The following is a 20,111-nucleotide window of genomic DNA, read 5'->3' as shown; positions in this document are numbered from 1 at the left end:
AAATATGAAGAAAACAGCCTTATACGATAAACACGTTTCTTTGGGCGCTAAAATCGTACCTTTTGCAGGATTTGAGATGCCTGTACAATATTCCGGTGTTACGGAAGAACATTTTGCAGTAAGAGAAAAAGCAGGATTGTTCGATGTTTCTCACATGGGACAGTTTTTTATTGAAGGACCGGGATCCAAGGATCTTCTGCAGTTTGTTACCACCAACAATGTGGATGCCCTTGAAAACGGAAAAGCCCAGTACTCTTGCCTTCCGAACGAAAACGGAGGAATTGTGGATGATCTTATCGTGTACAAAATGGAAGATAACAAATATTTTGTTGTAGTGAATGCATCCAATATTGAAAAAGACTGGAATCATATTTCAAAGTATAATACGTTTGGTGCCCAGATGACCAATGCTTCCGATGACATGTCATTATTGGCTGTACAAGGTCCCAGAGCTACGGAAATCCTTCAGAAGCTTACGGAAACCAATCTTTCTGAAATTCCTTATTACAGTTTTGCAGTTGGAAGTGTAGACGGTGTGAATGATGTGATTATTTCAAATACAGGATATACGGGAAGCGGCGGTTTTGAGATCTATTTTAAGAATGAAAACGCAGAACAGCTTTGGGATGCGATCATCAACGCAGGTAAAGAAGAAGGAATTATTCCTGCCGGACTTGCCGCAAGAGATACGCTAAGACTGGAAAAAGGATTCTGCCTTTACGGAAACGATATTGACGATACTACATCCCCGATTGAAGCAGGATTAGGATGGATCACCAAATTCGATAAGGATTTTGTTTCCAAAGACACCTTTGCAAAACAGAAAGAAGAAGGCGTTACCAGAAAACTGGTAGGTTTTGAGCTTCAGGACAAAGGAGTTCCGAGACATGATTATCCGGTAGTGGATGCAGAAGGTAATGTAATTGGAAAAGTAACTTCAGGAACACAGTCTCCGATGAAAAAAATCGGGTTAGGACTGGCTTATGTGGATAAACCTCACTTTAAACTGGGTTCTGAAATCTTTATCCAGGTTAGAAATAAAAATATTCCTGCAAAAGTGGTGAAAGCTCCTTTTGTATAAGATTCAGAATAATCAGAAAAAGAGGCTGTAATTCATTTTACAGCCTCTTTTTTGTTTAATAACAGATACAGCAGATCGATCTGTCCGGATTGCAGGCATCACCTATTCCCGGCCTGTTCGAGATAACACCGCCTGCCGGGCCGCATAAAATACTGCATGTGGGAATTCTTACTCCACCGTTAATCTCTTTTAATGCTGACCTGTTCAGTCTTTTTGTTTTTAAAAAGTTCTTTTTCATGGTACTATTTTTTTGGTTATTATAAATATAAGTATTTAATAATTAATTATTTAAAAATAAATTTATTTTATTCTCCGTGAAGAGAATTATCAAATTAAATATTCATAAAATAGAATTAAAACTAAATTAATGCACTTATTCTTTCAATTATTTTCTTTTGCATGAAAAAAATTGATGGAAAACAACAATTCAATCAACAGAAGGAAATTCCTTAAGCACTCATTGCTGGCAGCAGGAGGAATTTTCATTGCTCCTTTAATAGAAAGCTGCTCAGATGATATAACGGATACCGGAAACGCTCCGGCCGATCTGAAGTATGCAGGATTTGAAACCGGAGTGGGCAGTTTTGACCCTTCAGCAAGCGGAGTGATTATCTGGACAAGGTATTCTGTGGCCATTGATGCCGAAATCATCTGGGAAATAAGCAGAAACAGCAATTTCTCCGATGTCGTAAGAAGCGGAAAAACCAATGTAACCTCAGTAAATGATTTTACAGTAGCGGTGGATGTACAGAATATTCCTTCGAATACCAGATATTACTACCGGTTTTATAATATTAAAACAAAGGAAAGCAGTGCCATAGGCGAAACTCTCACCCTGCCTTCAAAAACAGACCCTGTACATGAGGTGAAAATGGCTGTGGTTTCCTGTTCCAATTTTCCGGCAGGACTTTTTAATGTATATGGAGCAATAGCCCAGTCTGACGCGGATGTAGTAGTCCATCTGGGAGATTATATATATGAATATGCCCCGGGACAGTACGGAACCAATCCTTATACCAATCAGCTGGGACGAGCCCATCAGCCGGCGAAAGAGATCCTTACCCTAAGTGACTACAGAGAAAGATACCGTCAGTACAGAGGAGATAAAAACCTGATGCTTCTGCACCAGAAAAAACCGTTTATCTGTGTTTGGGATGATCATGAATTTGCCAATGACACCTACAAGACCGGTGCCGAAAACCACCAACCTAACGAAGGAGATTTCCAGGCCCGAAAAATGGCTGCTTTCCAGGCTTACAGCGAATATATTCCTTTAAAGACCGGAAAAGATCTGAGAATCTACAGAAGCTTCAACTTCGGAAATATTGTTTCCCTTTATATGATGGATACAAGGGTAATTGCGAGAGATAAGCAGCTTGATTATTCAAATTATCTGGATGCCGCCGGAAACTTTGATCAGGCACAGTTTCAAGCCGACTTTTTAAGCTCCGGAAGAAAGCTTATCGGGAATGAGCAGATGACGTGGCTCGGCTCACAGATCAATGCCGATACGGCTCAATGGAAAGTTTTGGGCCAGCAGATTTTAATGACCAAAATGATGATTCCTGCTGAAATGCTGATGGTTCTCAATAAGATCTTGATGGAAATAGACCAGTTTGGAAGTGCACAGCCTGCTACGATGATCCTGCTTAAGGAGACCATTTCCCAGCTGGTTGTTCTTAAAGTAAGACACCAGCAGCAGGATCCTACCCTTACGCCTCAGGAAATAGCAAGGATTACAACAAAACTACCGTATAACCTGGATGCATGGGACGGATATTTTATGGAGCGCGAGCAGCTGTACGCTATGCTTGCAGGGAAAAAAGTAGTGGTTCTTGCAGGAGATACTCATAATTCCTGGTTAGGAAAACTTACCAATGCACAGGGAAATTTCATCGGGACAGAACTCGCATGCAGCTCGGTTTCTTCGCCGGGAATAGAAGGTTATCTGGGAATCACTTCCGATCCTTCACAAGCTATAGAACTGGCTCAGGCTTTTTCGGTGCTGATAGATGATCTGGAATATGCCAATCTGTATAAAAGAGGGTACCTGAATGTAAAGTTTACTTCCGGAAGTGCTCAGGCAGAATGGAGATTTGTAGATAATATTGTTTCAGAAGTCTACAATACGGTGACGGAAAAAACCTATACGATCAACTGATCAGAAAATATATTCCTTAGCATACAAAGAGCTGCAGATATATTCTACAGCTCTTTTTCTATCAGTTACGGATAATTACTATAAAGGCTTCTTATTCTTTTTCCACTCCAAAGAATTCTCTCAGAGCCTCTACATTCTTCTTATCATTTCCTACAAAAATCTCCTGGTCCGTAAGAAAAACCGGACGTTTCAAAAAGGTATAATGGTCCAGCAGAAGCTCTTTGAAATCTTTTTCTCCAAGGGACTTCACATCAAGACCTCTTAATTTAATCTGGGTAGATTTTTTACTGAATAAGGCTTCGTATGATTTTGTTTTTTTGTGCATGGCGGCCAGTTCCTCTTTGGTAACCGGTTCTTTCTTTATTTCCCTGAGTTCCCAGCCGGTAAGGTCAAATTGTGCCAGGATCTTTCTGCATGTATCGCATGTATTAAGGTAAAATACTTTCTTCATTATTATTTTAAATCTGTTTATGATAAACTCCTACTTTATCGTAGTTTGGTCTTTCAAAAGTAGGATTTAATCCATGATTCTGGAAATTATTAAATAACTTTATTGAAATTTTATAAAGATGCAGAACAAACCCATCACTTTTCAGTTTATTTCGGAACCTTCAGATGTGAATTACGGAGGAAATGTACATGGAGGAAGTGTTATGAAATGGATTGATCAGGCAGGTTATGCCTGTGCCACTACATGGAGTGGAAACTATTCGGTGACCGTTTATGTAGGAGGGATCCGTTTTTATGAGCCTATCAAAATCGGAGAAGTGGTGAAAGTAGATGCGCAGGTGATTTACACGGGATCATCCAGCATGCATATTTCCATCAATGTATTCTCTAGAAACCTGAAACAGCCCACTTTTGATAAAAAAACACACTGCATTATTGTATTTGTGGCCGTAGATGAAAACGGTAAGAAGCTCCCGGTTCCGAAATGGATCCCTGAAACAGAGGAAGAAAAGCAGCAGGAACAGTATGCAAAGCGCCTGATGGAGCTCAGAACGCAGATTGAAGACGAAATGAAACCGTTTTTATAGCCTATGCAGAGAAAAGATTTCATTAAGCTTTCCTCATTGGGATTCCTTGGATTATACGCCTGTGGAATTTCCAGACCAGGCCCGAAAAAAACTTTAGCGATTCAGCTGTATACAATCCGGGATGCTGTGTCTGCTAATCTTGAGAAGGCGCTTGAAAAACTGGCTGCCTTAGGTTTCAAAGAAGTGGAAATTTATGGGTATAACGGCACTTTCTTCGGGAAAAGCAGAACTGAATTTCAGTCTATCCTTAAACAAACGGGTTTAAAAGTCATCAGCTCTCATCATACGACTGGAATAATCCATCAGGATGAAGGAACTTTACTGCACGGCTGGGAGAAGTCTGTTGAACATCTGCATTTTATCGGCTCAGAATATATGGTATGCTCTTATCTTTTTCCAGAGGAAAGAACGGTTGGGAACTATAAAAAACTTCCCCGGTTACTGGAAAAATCTGGTGAACTCACCCAAAAAGCAGGCATTCAGTTTGCGTATCACAACCATGATTTTGAATTTGAACAACTGGAAGGTGATCAAAATATCTATGATTTCCTGCTGGAAAATACATCTCCGGAGCTGGTTAAGATGGAACTGGATCTCTACTGGATTTCAAAGGCAGGAATTGATCCGCTGGCCTATTTTGAAAAATATCCCGGACGTTTTCCCCTATGGCACGTTAAAGATATGAAAGCAGGAACAAAAGATTTTACAGAAATCGGGAACGGAACCGTTGATTTCAAAAGAATTTTTAATGCATGGGAAAAAGCAGGCCTTAAATATTGGTTCCTGGAACAGGACTCAAGCGATAAGGATATTTTTGAAAGCATTGAGATCAGTAAAAAGTATATCCTTAAAAACAGTTTTTTTTAAAATAATGCTTATCTTCGCATCATAAAGGAAATGGTGTTCTTCCTTACCCAACCGCTTTACAGAAGCTGATGACGCCTGATTAAGAGATTATTAAACAATAACTTATCAGGAATACTATGTCAAAAAATCAAAAAACAATACGCAGGAAAGCTACTTTTCATATCCGTTTCTTCTTCAGGAAATATCCCGCTCTGCCATATATTATAAAATGGCTGTGCATCAGTATCATCATTGGTGCTTTGGTGGGAACCGCTTCGGCAGGATTTCTACAGTCGTTGGAATGGGCTACTAAGTTCAGGGAAAATCATATCTGGTTGATTGCACTGCTGCCTGTTGCCGGCTTTCTTATCGGTCTCCTGTACTATTACTTCGGAAAGGATGTTGAAGCGGGGAATAATCTGCTTATCAGCAACATTCATGATCCGAAGGACATTATTCCGTTCAAAATGGCACCTTTTGTATATATTGGAACCATCGTTACTCATTTCTTTGGAGGTTCCGCAGGCCGCGAAGGAACTGCGCTTCAGATGGGCGGAGCTATTGCAGACCAGCTCACCAGGCCATTTAAACTGGATAAAGACGAAAGAAAAACACTGCTGATTGCAGCTATTGCAGCGGGTTTTGGATCTGTCTTCGGAACCCCACTGGCAGGTGCTGTTTTCGGGCTTGAGGTATTTCTGATCGGAAAAATTCGCTATAATGCTATCTTTCCGGCTTTTGCTTCGGCTATTCTGGCTGACTGGGCCACGAATCTCTGGAACGTGAAACATACCCATTATCATATTGACTTTATTCCTAAACTTGAATTTCTACCCATTTTATACAGTATTCTCGCAGGAATTGCTTTTGGGCTCTGTGCCGCAGCATTCAGTAAAATCATCCATTGGGCAGGTTCCGTTTTCAGATCCAGGATTAAATTTCCGCCGTTCCGCCCTGTTATCGGGGGAATTATCGTTGCTCTGGCCGTTTTTGCAATGGGAACCTCGAGATATATCGGGTTGGGAATTCCCGTTATCCTAGAATCTTTTGAAAAACAGCTTCCGCTTTATGATTTTGCTTTAAAAATGATTTTTACCATGGTGACCCTTTCAGCAGGATTTAAAGGCGGTGAAGTCACTCCTTTATTCTTTATTGGTGCCACCCTTGGAAGTGCCTTATCCTTATTCATTCCCTTACCGTTTGGACTCCTTGCCGGAATGGGATTTGTTGCGGTATTTGCCGGGGCTACCAATACGCCTCTAGCGTGTATGCTGATGGGAATTGAGCTGTTCGGGGCGGAACCGGCAGTGTATATAGCCATTGCCTGTGTGGTTTCTTATCTATTATCCGGGCAGAACAGTATTTATACGCAGCAGAAAATCGGGGAAGCGAAAAACAGGAGGCAGGAAAGTCAGGAGGAGAAATCCATTTCGGAGTTTTTATAGGTTGGTGCTTGTTGCTGGTTTTTTAGTTGCCGGTTCTTTTATTTGCGAGGTTTCCTGTTAACTTTAAACTTTAAACTTTAAACCTTAAACCCTGAACCTTGAACCTTGAACCTTGAACTTTAAACTTTGAACCTTAAACTCCCCACCCGCTAACCCGCTTATTTTAACTAATTTTGTTACACCAAATGATCACATCATGTTTGATTACAGATTAAAAGTTTTTCATACCGTAGCCTCGCGGTTAAGCTTTACAAAAGCTTCCGAGGAGCTCAATATAACGCAGCCGGCGGTAACCAAGCATATCAAGGAAATTGAGAACCAGCTTGCTACCCGGTTATTTGAACGGAAAGGAACCAGCATTCAACTCACTGCTGCCGGGGAAATCCTGTTTGAATATGCTGAAAAAATACGGGGTCTGTACCGTGATCTGGAATTTGAAATTAACCAGTTTAACCAGGAACATAAGGGAAAACTGATTGTTGGAGCGAGCACAACAGTAGCCCAGTACGTTTTACCGGAAATCTTAGCTACGTTCCATTCTTATTACAAAGACATTAAAATTGAGCTGATTACCCATAACACAGAAATGATTTCCAGCCTTCTTAAGGAAGGAAAAATTGATGTAGGGATTATTGAAGGGGAATCTCAGTCTTCCTATTTTGAATACCATCCTTTTAAAGCCGATGAAATTGTTCTGGTGGCGAAATCCAACCATCCACTGATCCGCAAAAGCATGAGTCTTAAAGATTTATATCAGCTGGATCTTATTTTCCGGGAACAGGGATCGGGAACTCAGGAATATATTCAAAACCGCCTAAAAGAGAAAGGTATCCGTATTGAGGATCTTACCGTGATCATGCAACTGGGAAGCAGTGAAAGCATCAAGAATTATCTTCTCCATTCCGAATGTATGGCTTTTTTATCCATCAGCACGGTTTTAAGCGAGCTTAAAAACAATACGCTCAGCATTGTAGATATTAAAAACTTCAGCATTGAAAGAAATTTTCATTATATCCTTCCTAAAGGTGAACAGTCTGAGCTGATCAGACTTTTCCTGAAACATCTTAGTTATAACTAAAAGTTATACTTAATAACAAAATACAATTTATTTTGTGATGATAATTTGCGGAATTTTGGGGCATTATTTCAAACTTCAGTTTATGAAAATGCCCCAAAATGAAACGACGCGAAAAATTATTTTTATCATACTGGCAGCCCTATGCCTTACTCCATTTATTTCCTCTCCTGTTGCGCTTGCTTTAGGGTTCGGACTGGCGGTTTTTATTGGCAACCCGTTTGAACAACATCTTCACAGGTATATTCATCTTCTGCTTCAGGTTTCCATTGTCGGGCTTGGTTTTGGACTTAAGCTGGATAAAGCGCTTCAGGCAGGGAAATCAGGTTTCGTCCTGACCATTGCCAGCATTTTGATGGTTATGACTGCCGGTTATATTTTGGGAAGGGTCTTTAAACTTGAGAAAAAACTTTCTTATCTTATTTCTGCCGGAACAGCTATTTGTGGCGGGAGTGCCATTGCAGCGGTCTCCCCGATCATTAAACCGGCAACAAAAGAAATATCCCTGGGATTGGCCATTATTTTTACGCTGAATTCCATTGCGCTGTTTGTGTATCCGGCTATCGGACATGTATTGCAGCTTTCGCAGGAAGAATTCGGGCTGTGGTGTGCGGTAGGAATTCATGATACCAGCTCGGTGGTAGGTGCGGCAGGCAAATACGGGGATGAAGCCTTAAAAATTGCCACCACAGTAAAACTTGCGCGTGCCCTTTGGATTATCCCGGTTTCGGTGATCACCATGTTTATTTTTAAAAATAAGGAATCAAAGATTAAAATCCCGTGGTTTATCGGCTGGTTTATCCTTGCGATTCTATTGAATACCTATTTTCCGGTGTTTGAAACCTTTAATAGTTCTGTAACGGCTATGGCGAAATCCGGACTGAATCTTACTCTATTCTTCATTGGCTCTACCCTTTCCCTTCAGACTTTAAAGACGATTGGTATAAAACCGCTGGCTGCCGCAGTTATTTTGTGGATCATCATCAGTGTGGGAAGCCTTGTTTACATCATCAGCTAAAATGACAAAAACCTTTTGGAAGGTCCCAAAAGGCTTTTGCGTTTATTAAATGTGGAAATGTTTTCTGGCTGAAAGAATCATTACATTGATGCTGTCTGGTTGTCACAAGTATACACCTGCGGACATCCAATGTACTCTACACAATACCAAGGTCCTGTAACAGCACCTGAGCAGCTGCATCCGCACAGTGATAAATCCGGTTTTTCAATAACTGCGGAACCGTTCAAAGCGCCTCCAGTAATGTTCTTAAGATCTGCTTTTTTTAGCTTTTTAGCATTTTTAATAATGTTCATGTGATTTAGTTTTGAGATTAAACAATATAGTTTAGTTACCTTCCAAAGTTAAACAAATATTAATTATTCGCAACATAATTTATTACAAAATTTAATAAGACCCTGATTTCATTGTTATTATTAGCTATACAACAAAATTTAAGTTTAAAAATATTCTTAAACAACACTTATTTTCACTGAATATTGTTGCTCAAATCCTGTATCAGAAAAACGATTTCCGTTTCTGGGTTCAATAAAAATAAAAACCTTCCAGTGGTCTGAAAGGCTTTTATCAATTTAATTTGTATCCGTTAGCAAGTGATTACCTGCAGACATCTTTTGTATTTTACACAATATGAAGGTCCTGTTACTGCTCCTGTGCAGCTGCAGCCACATTTTGAAAGGTCCGGAGTGGCAACTCCGCTGATACCTCCCACAATGTTCTTAAGATCATCCTTTCTTAATTTTTTCGCTTTTTTAAAAATTTCCTGTGACATGATGTTTTGATTTTTAATTAAACAATAGTCTCAAAAATAAAGAAATAATTAGTATTAAAGTCCCAATAAAATGTTAATTCCTTTAATTAATTATCAGAAATAAAAGCAATTATACCTGTTAAGGCAATATTACTCCGTAAATTCCAGGTCTTTGTTATGCGTTTCCGAAATGGTAAGTGATGAATAAAAAGCGAGTCCGAAAACGACAATTCCTACAACAGCAGCACTGATAATCACTGTAAAATTATTTTTCAGCAGATCAAATGCAAGGATCATCACAGGCACCAGCCCTCTTACCATATTGGGAACGGTAGTGGTTGCGGTATTTCTTATATTGGTTCCGAACTGTTCCGCTGCAAGTGTTACAAACATTGCCCAATATCCTGTACCCAGCCCCAGCCACACACAGAATAGGTAGTATTTGGTTTCTGTATCTGTATTCCCGAACAACATAACCGCCACGCCGATGATGGTAAACAGAAGCATGTAAAAAATAGCCATTTTCCGGGATTTAAGGGCATGGGATATAAAACCGCTCATAAGATCACCTACGGAAATGCCTACATAAGCCCACATAATGGCTTTTCCGGGACTCAGATCCGTGATTCCCAGTTCTGGGGCAAATTGATTGGCTAAAACAGCCAGAATGCCAATACAGTACCACGTGGGAAGCCCCACCGCAATGCATTTAAGATATCTTACCAACCGGTCTTTGTTGGTAAAAAAAGAAAGAAAGTTTCCTTTGGAGATATTTTTGTGTTCTAAATTTTTATAAATACCGGATTCCGAAACACTTATACGCAGTACCAGCAGCATAATTCCCATGACGCCGCCGATAATGTAGGAAATATTCCAGCCGCCGGCCAGTTCTACGGTGAGCTGGGCCACTACAGCCCCCATCAAACCAAACCCGGCTACTACGGAAGTTCCGATCGCCCTGAGATTCTTCGGCAGACTCTCGGAAACAAGGGTAATTCCGGCTCCAAGCTCTCCAGCCAGCCCAACTCCTGCAATAAACCTTAAACCGGCATATTGGTATACCAAATGCTCTTTTGGAAAATAAGGCAGGAAACCACAGGCTATATTCGCCAGGGAATAGACCAGAATGGAACCGAACAGTACAGACAGCCTTCCTTTTTTATCCCCGAATATTCCCCAGAATACCCCGCCGATCAGCAGCCCTACCATCTGACAATTGAGGATAAAGGTTCCGTCGGTATCAGGATTCAGGCCCAGCGCTTTTAAACTGGGAATTCTTACAATACCGAATAAAAGGAGGTCATAGATATCTACGAAATAGCCAAGGGCAGAAATAATAACAGGGATAGAAAAAATGTACTTCAGTTTTGAAGACAAAGGCAGTTCTTGCATTTTTAAGTTTTGATAAAAATAAAAAACCTTTCAGTTTCCTGAAAGGTTTTTAATAAAATATCTTGATCGTATATTATCTTGCAATATTCACGGCTCTGGTTTCCCTGATCACCGTTACTTTTACCTGTCCGGGATACGTCAGTTCGTTCTGGATCTTCTCAGAGATGTCGTAAGACAGCTGGTTGGCTACTTCATCATTTACTTTTCCGCTCTCTACCATTACTCTCAGTTCTCTACCTGCCTGGATGGCATAAGCACTGGATACACCGTCGAAGCTTAATGCTGCAGATTCCAGATCTTTCAGCCTTTGGATATAAGATTCCAGTACCTGTCTTCTTGCTCCCGGCCTTGCTCCTGAGATGGCATCCGCTACCTGGATGATTGGTGATAGTAATGACTTCATTTCAATTTCGTCGTGGTGAGCACCGATGGCGTTAACCACTTCTGCATTTTCACCATATTTTTCAGCCCATTGCATTCCGAGTAAAGCGTGAGGAAGTTCAGATTCCTGCTCCGGTACTTTCCCGATATCGTGTAAAAGTCCTGCTCTTTTGGCCAGTTTTACATTCAGTCCTAATTCTGCAGCCATGGTAGCGGCAATGTTTGCTACTTCTCTGGAGTGCTGTAATAAGTTCTGTCCGTAAGAAGAACGGTATTTCATTCTACCTACAATCTTGATCAGCTCAGGGTGAAGTCCGTGGATTCCCAGATCAATGATCGTTCTTTTTCCTACTTCAATGATTTCCTCTTCGATCTGTTTTCTTGTTTTTTCTACTACTTCCTCGATTCTTGCCGGGTGGATTCTTCCGTCTGTTACCAGTCTGTGAAGGGATAATCTTGCGATTTCTCTTCTTACCGGATCAAAGCATGAAAGAAGGATGGCTTCCGGAGTATCGTCAACGATAATTTCTACTCCCGTTACGGCTTCCAGAGCACGGATATTTCTACCTTCCCTACCAATGATTCTACCTTTTACTTCGTCAGATTCAATATTGAAAACCGATACTGAGTTTTCAATCGCCTGTTCCGTCCCGATTCTCTGAATGGTCTGGATCACAATCTTCCTGGCTTCATTCTTGGCATTCAGCTGTGCTTCTTCCATAATCTCCTGAACGTGGGCCTGAGCTCTGGTCTTGGCTTCTGCTTTCATGGTTTCCACCAATTCGGCTTTGGCTTCTTCAGCGGTGTAATTGGCGATTTTTTCAAGGATCTCCACTTTTTTAGCGGTAGCTACGTCCAGTTCCTGCTGTTTTCTGTCTAAGATCTCATTTTTCTTGGCATAATCTCCAATCTGTCTGTCAAGATCCTTTTCAAGTTTTCCGGTCTTACTCAGCTCGTCATTAAGCTTGTGTTCCTTGTCTTTGATTCTTTTCTCCACTTCCTGCATTCTTTTCTCGCTTTCCTGCATTTTTTTCTCACGCGACTGGATATCGGCGTCATGCTGGGATTTAAGCTCCAGAAATTTTTCTTTGGCCTGCAGATTCTTTTCTTTTTTTATGGATTCAGCTTGAACATTTGCTTTTTCTATAAGGTTTTCGGCATTCTTCTTTGCATCATCTACAATAAATTTTGCTTTGGTATTGAGTGAGCTTCTGGAGAAAAGAACCCCTATCACTGCACCTGCCACCAGGCAAATAACGCCGATTATAATGGCTGTTGTCATAATATATATTGAGTTTTAATTGTCTTACACTTATCTAAATAAAAAAACCTACAACAATTCAGGGATTGAGAGTAAACTCCTAATCAACACGATTTGAACTGATTTCCACTGTCTGTAATCCGGGAATCCGGCACGCCATTCAGCGGACATTTGTTCGGTAATTGTTTAGCGTTGAGTTTACCTTAAATGTGTTAGAATTATTGTAGGCAGTCTGGTGGGAAAAAAATCTATTTCCCAATTTCATTCAACGACTGATTGATTTTCACTAATCTTTCGTTGGTAGAATTTATATTTTTTTCGTAGTTCAGAGACACTACTTCCGCGTTGGTTCCCAATTTCAGGGCACACATCGCCAAAGCATCCTGTTTATCTCGTACATCGAAGTTCTGTTCAAAATCTTTAATCATATTTTCGATCTGCTTTCCTACCTTGCGCAGAGTTTCTTCCTCGGCGGCCGGTACGTTCAGCGGATATACCCTTCCTGCAATGTTTATGGTTATTCTTCTTACCTCCATTATAATCCACTGTTTTGAAGCTGTGCAATACAGAAGTCAATTTCTTTTACCAATCTGTTGATATGGTTTTTCATTAACCTGTTGTGTTCAGGATTTCCTGATATTGCTGAATAAAGTTTTATATTTTTTTGTTCTTCTGCTAATACCTGATTTTTTCTTCTTTCCTCATCATATTTCGTCTTCAGCTCTTCATACTCAATACTTAAGTCCGATAATCTTTCAGTAAGATTTTTGTAATTTCTTTGTAAAAGCAAAATCTTTCTCTCTAATTCTGAAAAATTGTTTTCTAAATCTTGAAGCATTTCAGGTTTTGTATATTCTAACTAATAGCAAAAATAAAAAAATAATAACAGTAACAAAAATAAATGTCCCTATATTTTGAATAGCCACAAAAAAAGGAGCTGCCCATGCACCTCCTTTTGTATGTTTTTAATGTATATTTTATTACTCAAATTTCAGAACAAACATCACAGCTCTGGTTTGAAGTGTAGACATTGCCGTTGCCCAGTATGGAGGCGTGTTTGCATTATCCGCTACTTTCTCATTATTCATGAAGAATGTTCCTCTGATGGCCGGAGTAAGTTTGAATTTATTGAAATAAAACTGGATTCCCATTTCAGCCGACCATGCAAAGTTATGCGTCGTGGATCTGAAAACCTGCTGCATGTTATCATCCTCAGAATCTGAGTTGGATTGAAGGTTGACCACATAGTTCACCCCAGCCGCGATATACGGTCTGGAATTGTACCATCTATTACCATGAAGTTCCAATAGTACCGGAACATCTACCAATGTGGATTTGATATCTCTTACTTTGTCTTTCTCATTTAAAGAGATCGGAGTAAAAGGAGGATTCGTCAATGTTCCAGCAGCATACTGGTCATTGGACTGAGTGTTGAAAGTCAACTGCCTTTGAGCAAATTGCAAGCCTGGTTCCAATCTTAAATCCAGATAGTCATTCAGTCTCCATTTGGCGATCAAACCGGCCCCGAAGCTGTAGCTTTCTTTAGATTTAACAAGATTCTGATTACCCTCCGAACCGTATCTTGGATGAAGGACGATACGGTAGTCCAGCCTGTTGCCGTTTAAATAAAAACCCCAGCTGAATTTCTGTTCGTCAAAGTCTTCCAACTTATCCATTCTGTTTCGGGTTCTAAATTGTGCATCTGCAAAAACTGCAATATTGACTGAGGCTAAAACCAGTGCTCTTAATAGAAATTTATTCATAGGTTACTTTGTTGCTTTATAAATTGTGGCTATACCTAAACTTAGCTTTTTATATTCTACTTTCTTAAATCCTGTATCTAAAAGAATTTGTTTCATCTTCTCCCCGAAAGGAAAAGCATTTACAGAATCCGGAAGGTATGTATACGCCCTATTATCTTTGGAAACCAGTCTGCCTATAGCAGGTAATATGTTTTTGAAATAAAACATATAAAATGGACCTAAGAACCCCTCAACCTTTGAAAACTCCAGTATATAAACACTCTTGTTATCTTTAACTACTCTTCTTAATTCTGCCAAACCTTTGGTAAGGTTTTCAAAATTCCTTACTCCAAATGCAACGGAAACAGCATCGAATCTATTGTCCTCGAAAGGTAAATTTTCTGCATCTCCTTTTTGCATGGAAATTTTGCCGTCTAATTTAAGTTTTTTTATTTTAATAACGCCAACATTCAGCATTTGTTGTGATAAATCTAAACCAATTACTTTCGCACCGGTTCCTTTTTCAATAGTAATTGCTAAATCTCCCGTTCCTGTAGCCACATCCAGCACTTCCTGGGGCTGGTCTTTTTTCATCATTTTCACCAGCGTATTTCTCCATAACACATCAATTTTCATGGATAAAACATGATTCAGAAGGTCATACTTCGGTGCAATATTGTCGAACATATCCTCTACCTGGCTTTTTTTAGTCGCCTCGGAATTATAGGGAGTAACTTTGGTAATATCTTTTGTCAAAACTTAAAACTTATAATATTCTTTGTAATAATTCAGGAAATCCTGCTTTCTGAAAATCTTTGATCTCGATTCCACTTTCTGGATATTTTTGATCACCTTGTCATACTCTTCATCTACATTGTAATAAAAATCTTCAGTATACAGCTTGTTGAAGTGTTTAGCTCCCCCAAAATAATCTTTTCCGTCTATTGTGATCTTATCCAGCGCCAAAAGTAACGAATCTTTTTTAAGGTTGTATCCGTAATACTGGTCATTGATATAATAATCCTGATGGGCGATATTAATCAGCCCGCGGATTTTATTGACCTCAAACGCAGAATCGTAAAGCATTTTTTTATTCCGGTCAAAAACCTGAATGGAATTTTTCCCTTTCTTTATATCTACGTGCACATACTGCCCTGCAGAAATCACTCCTTCAGAACCATTGTTGATTTTGAAATAATACGTATTGGGAGTAGGATTATCTACCACAAAATAATTTTTCTTTGCTAAAAAAAAGAAGTAGATCCCAAAGGCGAGGATAAACACCACAGCTGCAATAAGTAAGCCTTTTAAGGACGAGTTGTTTTTCATACGATTGTAAAGTACAATTTTTGCAAATTTAATAATATTTTTAATTCTCCGTTATTAATATTAATTATTAACTTTGCATCTTTAAAAAATCATATAAACGAATGCCGAATACGATCATTATTGGTTCCGGGTCCTATATTCCTAACAGAGTTATTGGTAGAGATTATTTCATGGATTCTGAGTTCTACACTGAAGACGGGGTTAAGATTGAGAAACCTGCTGAAGAAACTATCGCGAAGTTTGTAGAAATCACAGAAATAGAAAACAGAAGATTTATTGAAGACGATCTTTCCAACTCGAAGATTGGCTTTGAAGCTGCAAAAGCAGCCCTTGAGGATGCTAAAGTAGATGGAGAAGAACTGGATTATATAATTTACGCCAGCAACTTCGGTGAAGTTACCCAAAACGGATACGCTGATTTCATGCCTACCATGGCGGCAAGAGTAAAAAATAAACTCGGCATTAAAAACAGAAAGTGTGTTACCTATGATATGCTTTTCGGATGTCCGGGATGGGTGGAAGCAATGATTCTGGCTGACAATTTAATCAAAGCTAAAGTCGCAAAAACAATTCTTGTCATCGGTGGAGAAACCCTGAGCCGCGTTACAGACCCTTATGACAGAAACAGAATGATCTTCGCAGACGGCGCAGGAGCTGTGGTTGTGAAAGCTACAGATGATGAAAATGTAGGAATTATTGCCCATAATACTATCTGTGACAACGGAATTGAGTTAAATTACCTGGCTAATGGCCCTTCCATCAACAAAGATGCAGACCAGACCCGTCTATTTGTCAGAATGCAGGGAAGAAAAATTTATGAATATGCCCTGAAAAATGTCCCTGTAGCCATCAAAGAAACGATTGATGAGGCCGGACTTTCCCTTGAAGATATCGATAAGATCCTGATTCACCAGGCGAATGCAAAGATGGATTACGCCATGATTGAAAGACTTCACAAGCTGTATGATGTGAAAGATTATGACCATGCCATCTCTCCCATGACGATCCAGGACTTCGGAAACACCTCTGTAGCAACCATTCCTACTATGTATGATTTAATAATTAAAGGAAAAATGGAGGGTCAAACGTTTAAAGATAAAGGTAACATTGTGATGACATCGGTTGGAGCCGGAATGAACATCAATGCTATCGTATACAGATTTCCTTAAAATATTTAATTAATAAAAAAATATAAAGCACAGGGAAACAAATTCTTTGTGCTTTTTTTGACCGATTATGCAAAGAAATTTTTTGATTATTGCCGCCATATTCCTGTTTCTTGAAGTTTACATTTACCAGGCCATAAGAACGCTGACAGACAACTTTTGGTTAAGACTCGGCTATTGGGTCGTTTCCCTGGCCGTTTATGGGATTTTCGCGTATGAAGTGACTCATTTCCAAAGATCAGACAGAAGTACGATGCGGGCCCAGATTATGATCTCGCTGTTCCTGATCTTCATTCTTCCTAAAATCTTCGTTGTCCTTTTCCTGTTGATCGATGATATCTTCAGAACGGGAAGCTATTTGATCAGTTTAACGCAGCCGAAAGAAAGCTTTTTTCCGGAAAGGAGGAAATTCCTGAGCCTTGTTGGTCTCGGGCTTGGAGGTGTTCTTTCTGCATTGTTCATCGATGGAATAACCTTTGGAAAATACAGGCATACGGTAAGGAAGATCAAGATAAAAATACCGGGACTTTCAAAAAAATTCGAAGGCTATAAAATTATTCAGATCTCTGACGTCCATAGCGGAAGTTTTTCAGATCCTGATAAACTGCAGCATGCCGTAAACCTCATCAATGAGCAGAATCCGGACCTTGTTCTTTTCACCGGAGATATGGTGAATAATGTTTCTGATGAATTTAAACCTTTCATCCCTTTGTTTTCAAAAATTAAAGCAAAAGACGGCAAGTTTGCCGTGCTGGGAAACCACGACTATGGAGATTACGTAAGCTGGACGTCACCTGATGCCAAAAAGAAAAATCTGGAAGCCCTGATCGACTACGAAAGACAAGCTGGTTTTGATATGCTGAGAAATGAAAACAGGATCATAGAAAAAGATGGAGAAAAGCTTTACATTCTCGGGGTTGAAAACTGGGGATTAAAACCATTTCCACAATTCGGAAAAATAGATGATGCTTTAAAAGGAGTTCCCGAATCCGCTCCAAAGATCCTGATGAGCCATGACCCTACCCATTTTGATTATGTGGTCAAAAAACACCCGGCAAACATCCATCTGACGCTTTCGGGACACACGCACGGGATGCAGTTCGGTCTGGACCTGAAAAATGTAAAATGGTCACCTGTTCAATATCGTTACCCAAAATGGGCTGATTTATATGAAAGTGAAGGAAAGATGCTGTATGTAAACAGAGGATTTGGAGTTCTCGGCTATCCGGGAAGAGTGGGCGTACTGCCTGAAATTACTTTGTTTGAATTGAGCTAGTTATTTTGAGTGGGAGTGTTGTAGGGTTTGAGGACTTTAGCGTTTTTAGAGTCTGAGGGTATTGTATGCTGATTGCTGGATTTCAGTGCTGGTTGGTAGTTATGGATTGCTGTGACAAGCTAATGGCTCTAAAAAAACTCACCTTTTACCTGCGTAGCAAAATTCACTATTGCCTCTACAAACCTTTCCACTTAAACAAAAAGACCAGAATTAAAACCCCGGCCACCATCCCTAATCCCTGCAACCTAACACCTGCTACCTACTCCCTAAAAAATATAATCCTTCATCCGCGAAGTCGCCATATCATTTTCGTTGATCCAGGTAAGGAGAGCATCTAGTTTGTCCTCCATTTTTTTGCCTGAAAAAAGGCTTCTGTAAAACGGGATTTCAAATCTGTATTTCTTAAAATCTGTAAACTGCCATGAATTCAGATAGATCAGAACGAAGTCGTCATTTTTAAGGGTTTCGAAAACCATGCTCTGGTAATATTTTGTGGGCAGGATCTGGAACACAAAATCATTATAGGGCAGCTGGCTGTATGCCGAGATACTTTCGGGTACAATGCTTAGTCCGTCTTCCTCGTTGATGACCGTATCTCTTTTGAGCCTTTTGAACGGAAAAAGGATATCTGCATTATCGATATTGGAGATATAATTAAACTCGAGCAGTTTTAGATTTTCCTGGGGCAGCTTTACGTCTTTCTGCCGGATTCCCCTGATCTGTTTTTCCAGAAGATCCTGAATATTTTTTTTGACTTCTTCAATTTTCTGAAGATCGGAATTCAAATTATAAAAAGCAATTTCATGCCCTTTGGATGAAATTGCTTTTATTAAATTCTGCAGTTTTTCTGCGATCGAAATCTCTATAAAAAAACTCGCTTTTATATCATGAATATCTAAAATCCGAAGAACAGCTTTCGTGTTGTCTTCTGTAATCTTCAGTCTCTCTTCATCAGAAATGCTGAAGCTGTTTTTAGCTTCAGCTTCTATATTTAAGATGTTAAAAGTTAATAAAATCATTTAAATTAAATTTTAGATATAATTTATAATTAATTAAAAATCAGTTGTTAAAATAGCTTTTATTTAAACTATAACTTGAATTAATTAATTTTTATTTAATTTCACTCTGAGATTTTTGATCATGTCCTTTGACATTTCAGAAATTCCGAAATCGTAGGTCAGTCCCCAGTCTTTTTTCGCTACGGAATCATCGATGGAAGCCGGCCATGAATCTGCAATCGCCTGTCTGAAATCCGGCTGATAATCGATAGAAAAATCCGGGATTTCTTTCCTGATTTCTTCGGCCAGTTCTTTTGGAGTGAAAGACATTCCACCCAAATTATAAGACGAACGAACGGTAAGACTTTCCTTCGGAGCATCCATTAATTTCAGGGTTGCGTTAATGGCATCGTCCATATACAACATCGGCATTCCTGTATCTTCGGAAATGAAACTTGTATATTTCCCCTCCTCTATCGCTTCATAAAAAATCTCCACTGCGTAGTCTGTGGTACCACCACCCGCCGGAGTTTTCCATGAAATAAGACCAGGATACCTGATGCTTCTCACATCTACCCCATACTTATCAAAATAATACTCACACCATTTTTCCCCAGCCATTTTAGAGATTCCGTACACAGTGGTAGGATTTAAAACCACATCCTGCCCTACATTATGTTTTGGAATTCCTTTCCCAAATACAGCGATTGAGCTTGGCCAGAAGATCTTTTTAAGAAGCCCTTCCTTCGCCAGTTCACAAAAATGAAGCAGAGGCTCAAGGTTTAGTTTCCACGCAAAAATAGGCTGCTTCTCTGAGGTTCCTGATAAAAGTGACGCCAGGTGATACACTGTAGTGATCTCATAATCTTTAATCACCTGTCTTACCAGCTGCGTATTCGTCACATCCATTCTTTCATAATGCCCGGCAGCAGTAATTCCTTTCTGCCATCTGTCCAGTCCTGATGCTACTACATTTTCAGCTCCGTGAATTTCAACCAATCTGTTGGTCAGTTCGGTGCCGATTTGTCCCAAAGCACCTGTAATGAGTATTCTTTCCGTATAGGATTCCATTTTACTTATTTTTTTAGAGTTGTACAAAAGTAAAAAAATCATGCTTATCATAATAACAAAGGACTGCTTAAAAAACAAATCCTT

22 protein-coding genes and 1 riboswitch are annotated in these 20,111 nt (G+C 39.6%); of the genes, 9 read left to right on the top strand and 13 right to left on the bottom strand.

Annotated features, from left to right (window positions below):
* Nucleotides 1-4 precede the first annotated feature (4 nt).
* Nucleotides 5-1,081, top strand: coding sequence for a glycine cleavage system aminomethyltransferase GcvT (gene gcvT / locus B7E04_RS11040; protein ID WP_080778704.1), 1,077 nt, complete (start codon nucleotides 5-7; stop codon nucleotides 1,079-1,081).
* Between the two features lie 55 nt (nucleotides 1,082-1,136).
* On the opposite strand, the gene B7E04_RS11035 is transcribed toward gcvT, so the two are convergent.
* Complete coding sequence (locus B7E04_RS11035) at nucleotides 1,137-1,319, bottom strand: hypothetical protein (protein ID WP_080778703.1); 183 nt, start codon at nucleotides 1,317-1,319, stop codon at nucleotides 1,137-1,139.
* A gap of 174 nt (nucleotides 1,320-1,493) precedes the next feature.
* Between B7E04_RS11035 and B7E04_RS11030 the strand changes: the two genes are divergently transcribed.
* Nucleotides 1,494-3,242, top strand: a complete 1,749-nt coding sequence (locus tag B7E04_RS11030) for an alkaline phosphatase D family protein (RefSeq protein ID WP_080778702.1) — start codon at nucleotides 1,494-1,496, stop codon at nucleotides 3,240-3,242.
* Between the two features lie 91 nt (nucleotides 3,243-3,333).
* Here the strand turns inward: B7E04_RS11030 and B7E04_RS11025 are convergent, their stop codons facing one another.
* A complete protein-coding gene (locus tag B7E04_RS11025; RefSeq protein ID WP_080778701.1) occupies nucleotides 3,334-3,693 on the bottom strand; it encodes an arsenate reductase family protein in 360 nt (119 codons plus the stop codon).
* Nucleotides 3,694-3,811: 118 nt separating this feature from the next.
* On the opposite strand from B7E04_RS11025, the gene B7E04_RS11020 reads away from it, so the two are divergent.
* The 5 genes from B7E04_RS11020 (at nucleotide 3,812) to B7E04_RS11000 (ending at nucleotide 8,663) form a co-directional block, all read left to right on the top strand.
* Nucleotides 3,812-4,279, top strand: a complete 468-nt coding sequence (locus B7E04_RS11020) for an acyl-CoA thioesterase (RefSeq protein WP_080778700.1) — start codon at nucleotides 3,812-3,814, stop codon at nucleotides 4,277-4,279.
* A 3-nt stretch (nucleotides 4,280-4,282) separates the two neighbouring features.
* On the top strand, nucleotides 4,283-5,146 hold the full coding sequence (locus B7E04_RS11015) for a sugar phosphate isomerase/epimerase family protein (protein ID WP_080778699.1): 864 nt from the start codon (nucleotides 4,283-4,285) through the stop codon (nucleotides 5,144-5,146).
* 17 nt (nucleotides 5,147-5,163) lie between these two features.
* Nucleotides 5,164-5,231, top strand: a riboswitch (Fluoride riboswitch).
* A 31-nt stretch (nucleotides 5,232-5,262) separates the two neighbouring features.
* Entirely contained in the window at nucleotides 5,263-6,570 is a 1,308-nt protein-coding gene (locus tag B7E04_RS11010) for a voltage-gated chloride channel family protein (protein ID WP_185117076.1), read from the top strand.
* A gap of 196 nt (nucleotides 6,571-6,766) precedes the next feature.
* Nucleotides 6,767-7,648 (top strand): LysR family transcriptional regulator, encoded by an 882-nt coding sequence (locus B7E04_RS11005; protein ID WP_080778698.1) that lies wholly within the window; start codon nucleotides 6,767-6,769, stop codon nucleotides 7,646-7,648.
* 82 nt (nucleotides 7,649-7,730) lie between these two features.
* Nucleotides 7,731-8,663 carry a YeiH family protein gene (locus tag B7E04_RS11000; protein WP_080778697.1) on the top strand — a complete coding sequence of 311 codons (933 nt, stop codon included), beginning with the start codon at nucleotides 7,731-7,733 and terminating at the stop codon, nucleotides 8,661-8,663.
* 80 nt (nucleotides 8,664-8,743) lie between these two features.
* On the opposite strand, the gene B7E04_RS10995 is transcribed toward B7E04_RS11000, so the two are convergent.
* From B7E04_RS10995 to B7E04_RS10955, 9 genes are all read right to left on the bottom strand, one after another.
* Entirely contained in the window at nucleotides 8,744-8,956 is a 213-nt protein-coding gene (locus B7E04_RS10995; RefSeq protein ID WP_080778696.1) for a hypothetical protein, read from the bottom strand.
* Between the two features lie 290 nt (nucleotides 8,957-9,246).
* Complete coding sequence (locus tag B7E04_RS10990) at nucleotides 9,247-9,432, bottom strand: hypothetical protein (protein WP_080778695.1); 186 nt, start codon at nucleotides 9,430-9,432, stop codon at nucleotides 9,247-9,249.
* A 129-nt stretch (nucleotides 9,433-9,561) separates the two neighbouring features.
* Nucleotides 9,562-10,803, bottom strand: a complete 1,242-nt coding sequence (locus tag B7E04_RS10985; protein ID WP_080778694.1) for an MFS transporter — start codon at nucleotides 10,801-10,803, stop codon at nucleotides 9,562-9,564.
* A gap of 73 nt (nucleotides 10,804-10,876) precedes the next feature.
* Nucleotides 10,877-12,466 carry a ribonuclease Y gene (rny, locus tag B7E04_RS10980; protein ID WP_062652527.1) on the bottom strand — a complete coding sequence of 530 codons (1,590 nt, stop codon included), beginning with the start codon at nucleotides 12,464-12,466 and terminating at the stop codon, nucleotides 10,877-10,879.
* 227 nt (nucleotides 12,467-12,693) lie between these two features.
* A complete protein-coding gene (locus tag B7E04_RS10975) occupies nucleotides 12,694-12,981 on the bottom strand; it encodes a cell division protein ZapA (RefSeq protein ID WP_080778693.1) in 288 nt (95 codons plus the stop codon).
* Nucleotides 12,981-13,283 (bottom strand): hypothetical protein, encoded by a 303-nt coding sequence (locus B7E04_RS10970; protein ID WP_080778692.1) that lies wholly within the window; start codon nucleotides 13,281-13,283, stop codon nucleotides 12,981-12,983. Before B7E04_RS10970 ends, B7E04_RS10975 begins: the two co-directional genes overlap by 1 nt.
* A 142-nt stretch (nucleotides 13,284-13,425) precedes the next feature.
* Nucleotides 13,426-14,208 carry a type IX secretion/gliding motility protein PorT/SprT gene (gene porT / locus B7E04_RS10965; RefSeq protein ID WP_080778691.1) on the bottom strand — a complete coding sequence of 261 codons (783 nt, stop codon included), beginning with the start codon at nucleotides 14,206-14,208 and terminating at the stop codon, nucleotides 13,426-13,428.
* 3 nt (nucleotides 14,209-14,211) lie between these two features.
* Nucleotides 14,212-14,943 carry a bifunctional demethylmenaquinone methyltransferase/2-methoxy-6-polyprenyl-1,4-benzoquinol methylase UbiE gene (ubiE, locus tag B7E04_RS10960; protein WP_062652531.1) on the bottom strand — a complete coding sequence of 244 codons (732 nt, stop codon included), beginning with the start codon at nucleotides 14,941-14,943 and terminating at the stop codon, nucleotides 14,212-14,214.
* A 3-nt stretch (nucleotides 14,944-14,946) separates the two neighbouring features.
* Entirely contained in the window at nucleotides 14,947-15,516 is a 570-nt protein-coding gene (locus tag B7E04_RS10955) for a hypothetical protein (protein ID WP_080778690.1), read from the bottom strand.
* Between the two features lie 101 nt (nucleotides 15,517-15,617).
* On the opposite strand from B7E04_RS10955, the gene B7E04_RS10950 reads away from it, so the two are divergent.
* On the top strand, nucleotides 15,618-16,685 hold the full coding sequence (locus B7E04_RS10950; protein ID WP_080778689.1) for a 3-oxoacyl-ACP synthase III family protein: 1,068 nt from the start codon (nucleotides 15,618-15,620) through the stop codon (nucleotides 16,683-16,685).
* 67 nt (nucleotides 16,686-16,752) lie between these two features.
* Nucleotides 16,753-17,958, top strand: coding sequence for a metallophosphoesterase (locus tag B7E04_RS10945; protein ID WP_080778688.1), 1,206 nt, complete (start codon nucleotides 16,753-16,755; stop codon nucleotides 17,956-17,958).
* Between the two features lie 266 nt (nucleotides 17,959-18,224).
* Here B7E04_RS10945 and B7E04_RS10940 read toward each other — a convergent pair whose 3' ends face one another.
* On the bottom strand, nucleotides 18,225-18,977 hold the full coding sequence (locus tag B7E04_RS10940; RefSeq protein ID WP_080778687.1) for a polysaccharide deacetylase family protein: 753 nt from the start codon (nucleotides 18,975-18,977) through the stop codon (nucleotides 18,225-18,227).
* Between the two features lie 84 nt (nucleotides 18,978-19,061).
* On the bottom strand, nucleotides 19,062-20,027 hold the full coding sequence (locus B7E04_RS10935; RefSeq protein ID WP_080780654.1) for an NAD-dependent epimerase/dehydratase family protein: 966 nt from the start codon (nucleotides 20,025-20,027) through the stop codon (nucleotides 19,062-19,064).
* Nucleotides 20,028-20,111 lie beyond the last annotated feature (84 nt).

The organism is Chryseobacterium phocaeense, from assembly GCF_900169075.1.
Classification (GTDB): domain Bacteria; phylum Bacteroidota; class Bacteroidia; order Flavobacteriales; family Weeksellaceae; genus Chryseobacterium; species Chryseobacterium phocaeense.
This window is presented reverse-complemented; position numbering and strand designations above follow the sequence as displayed.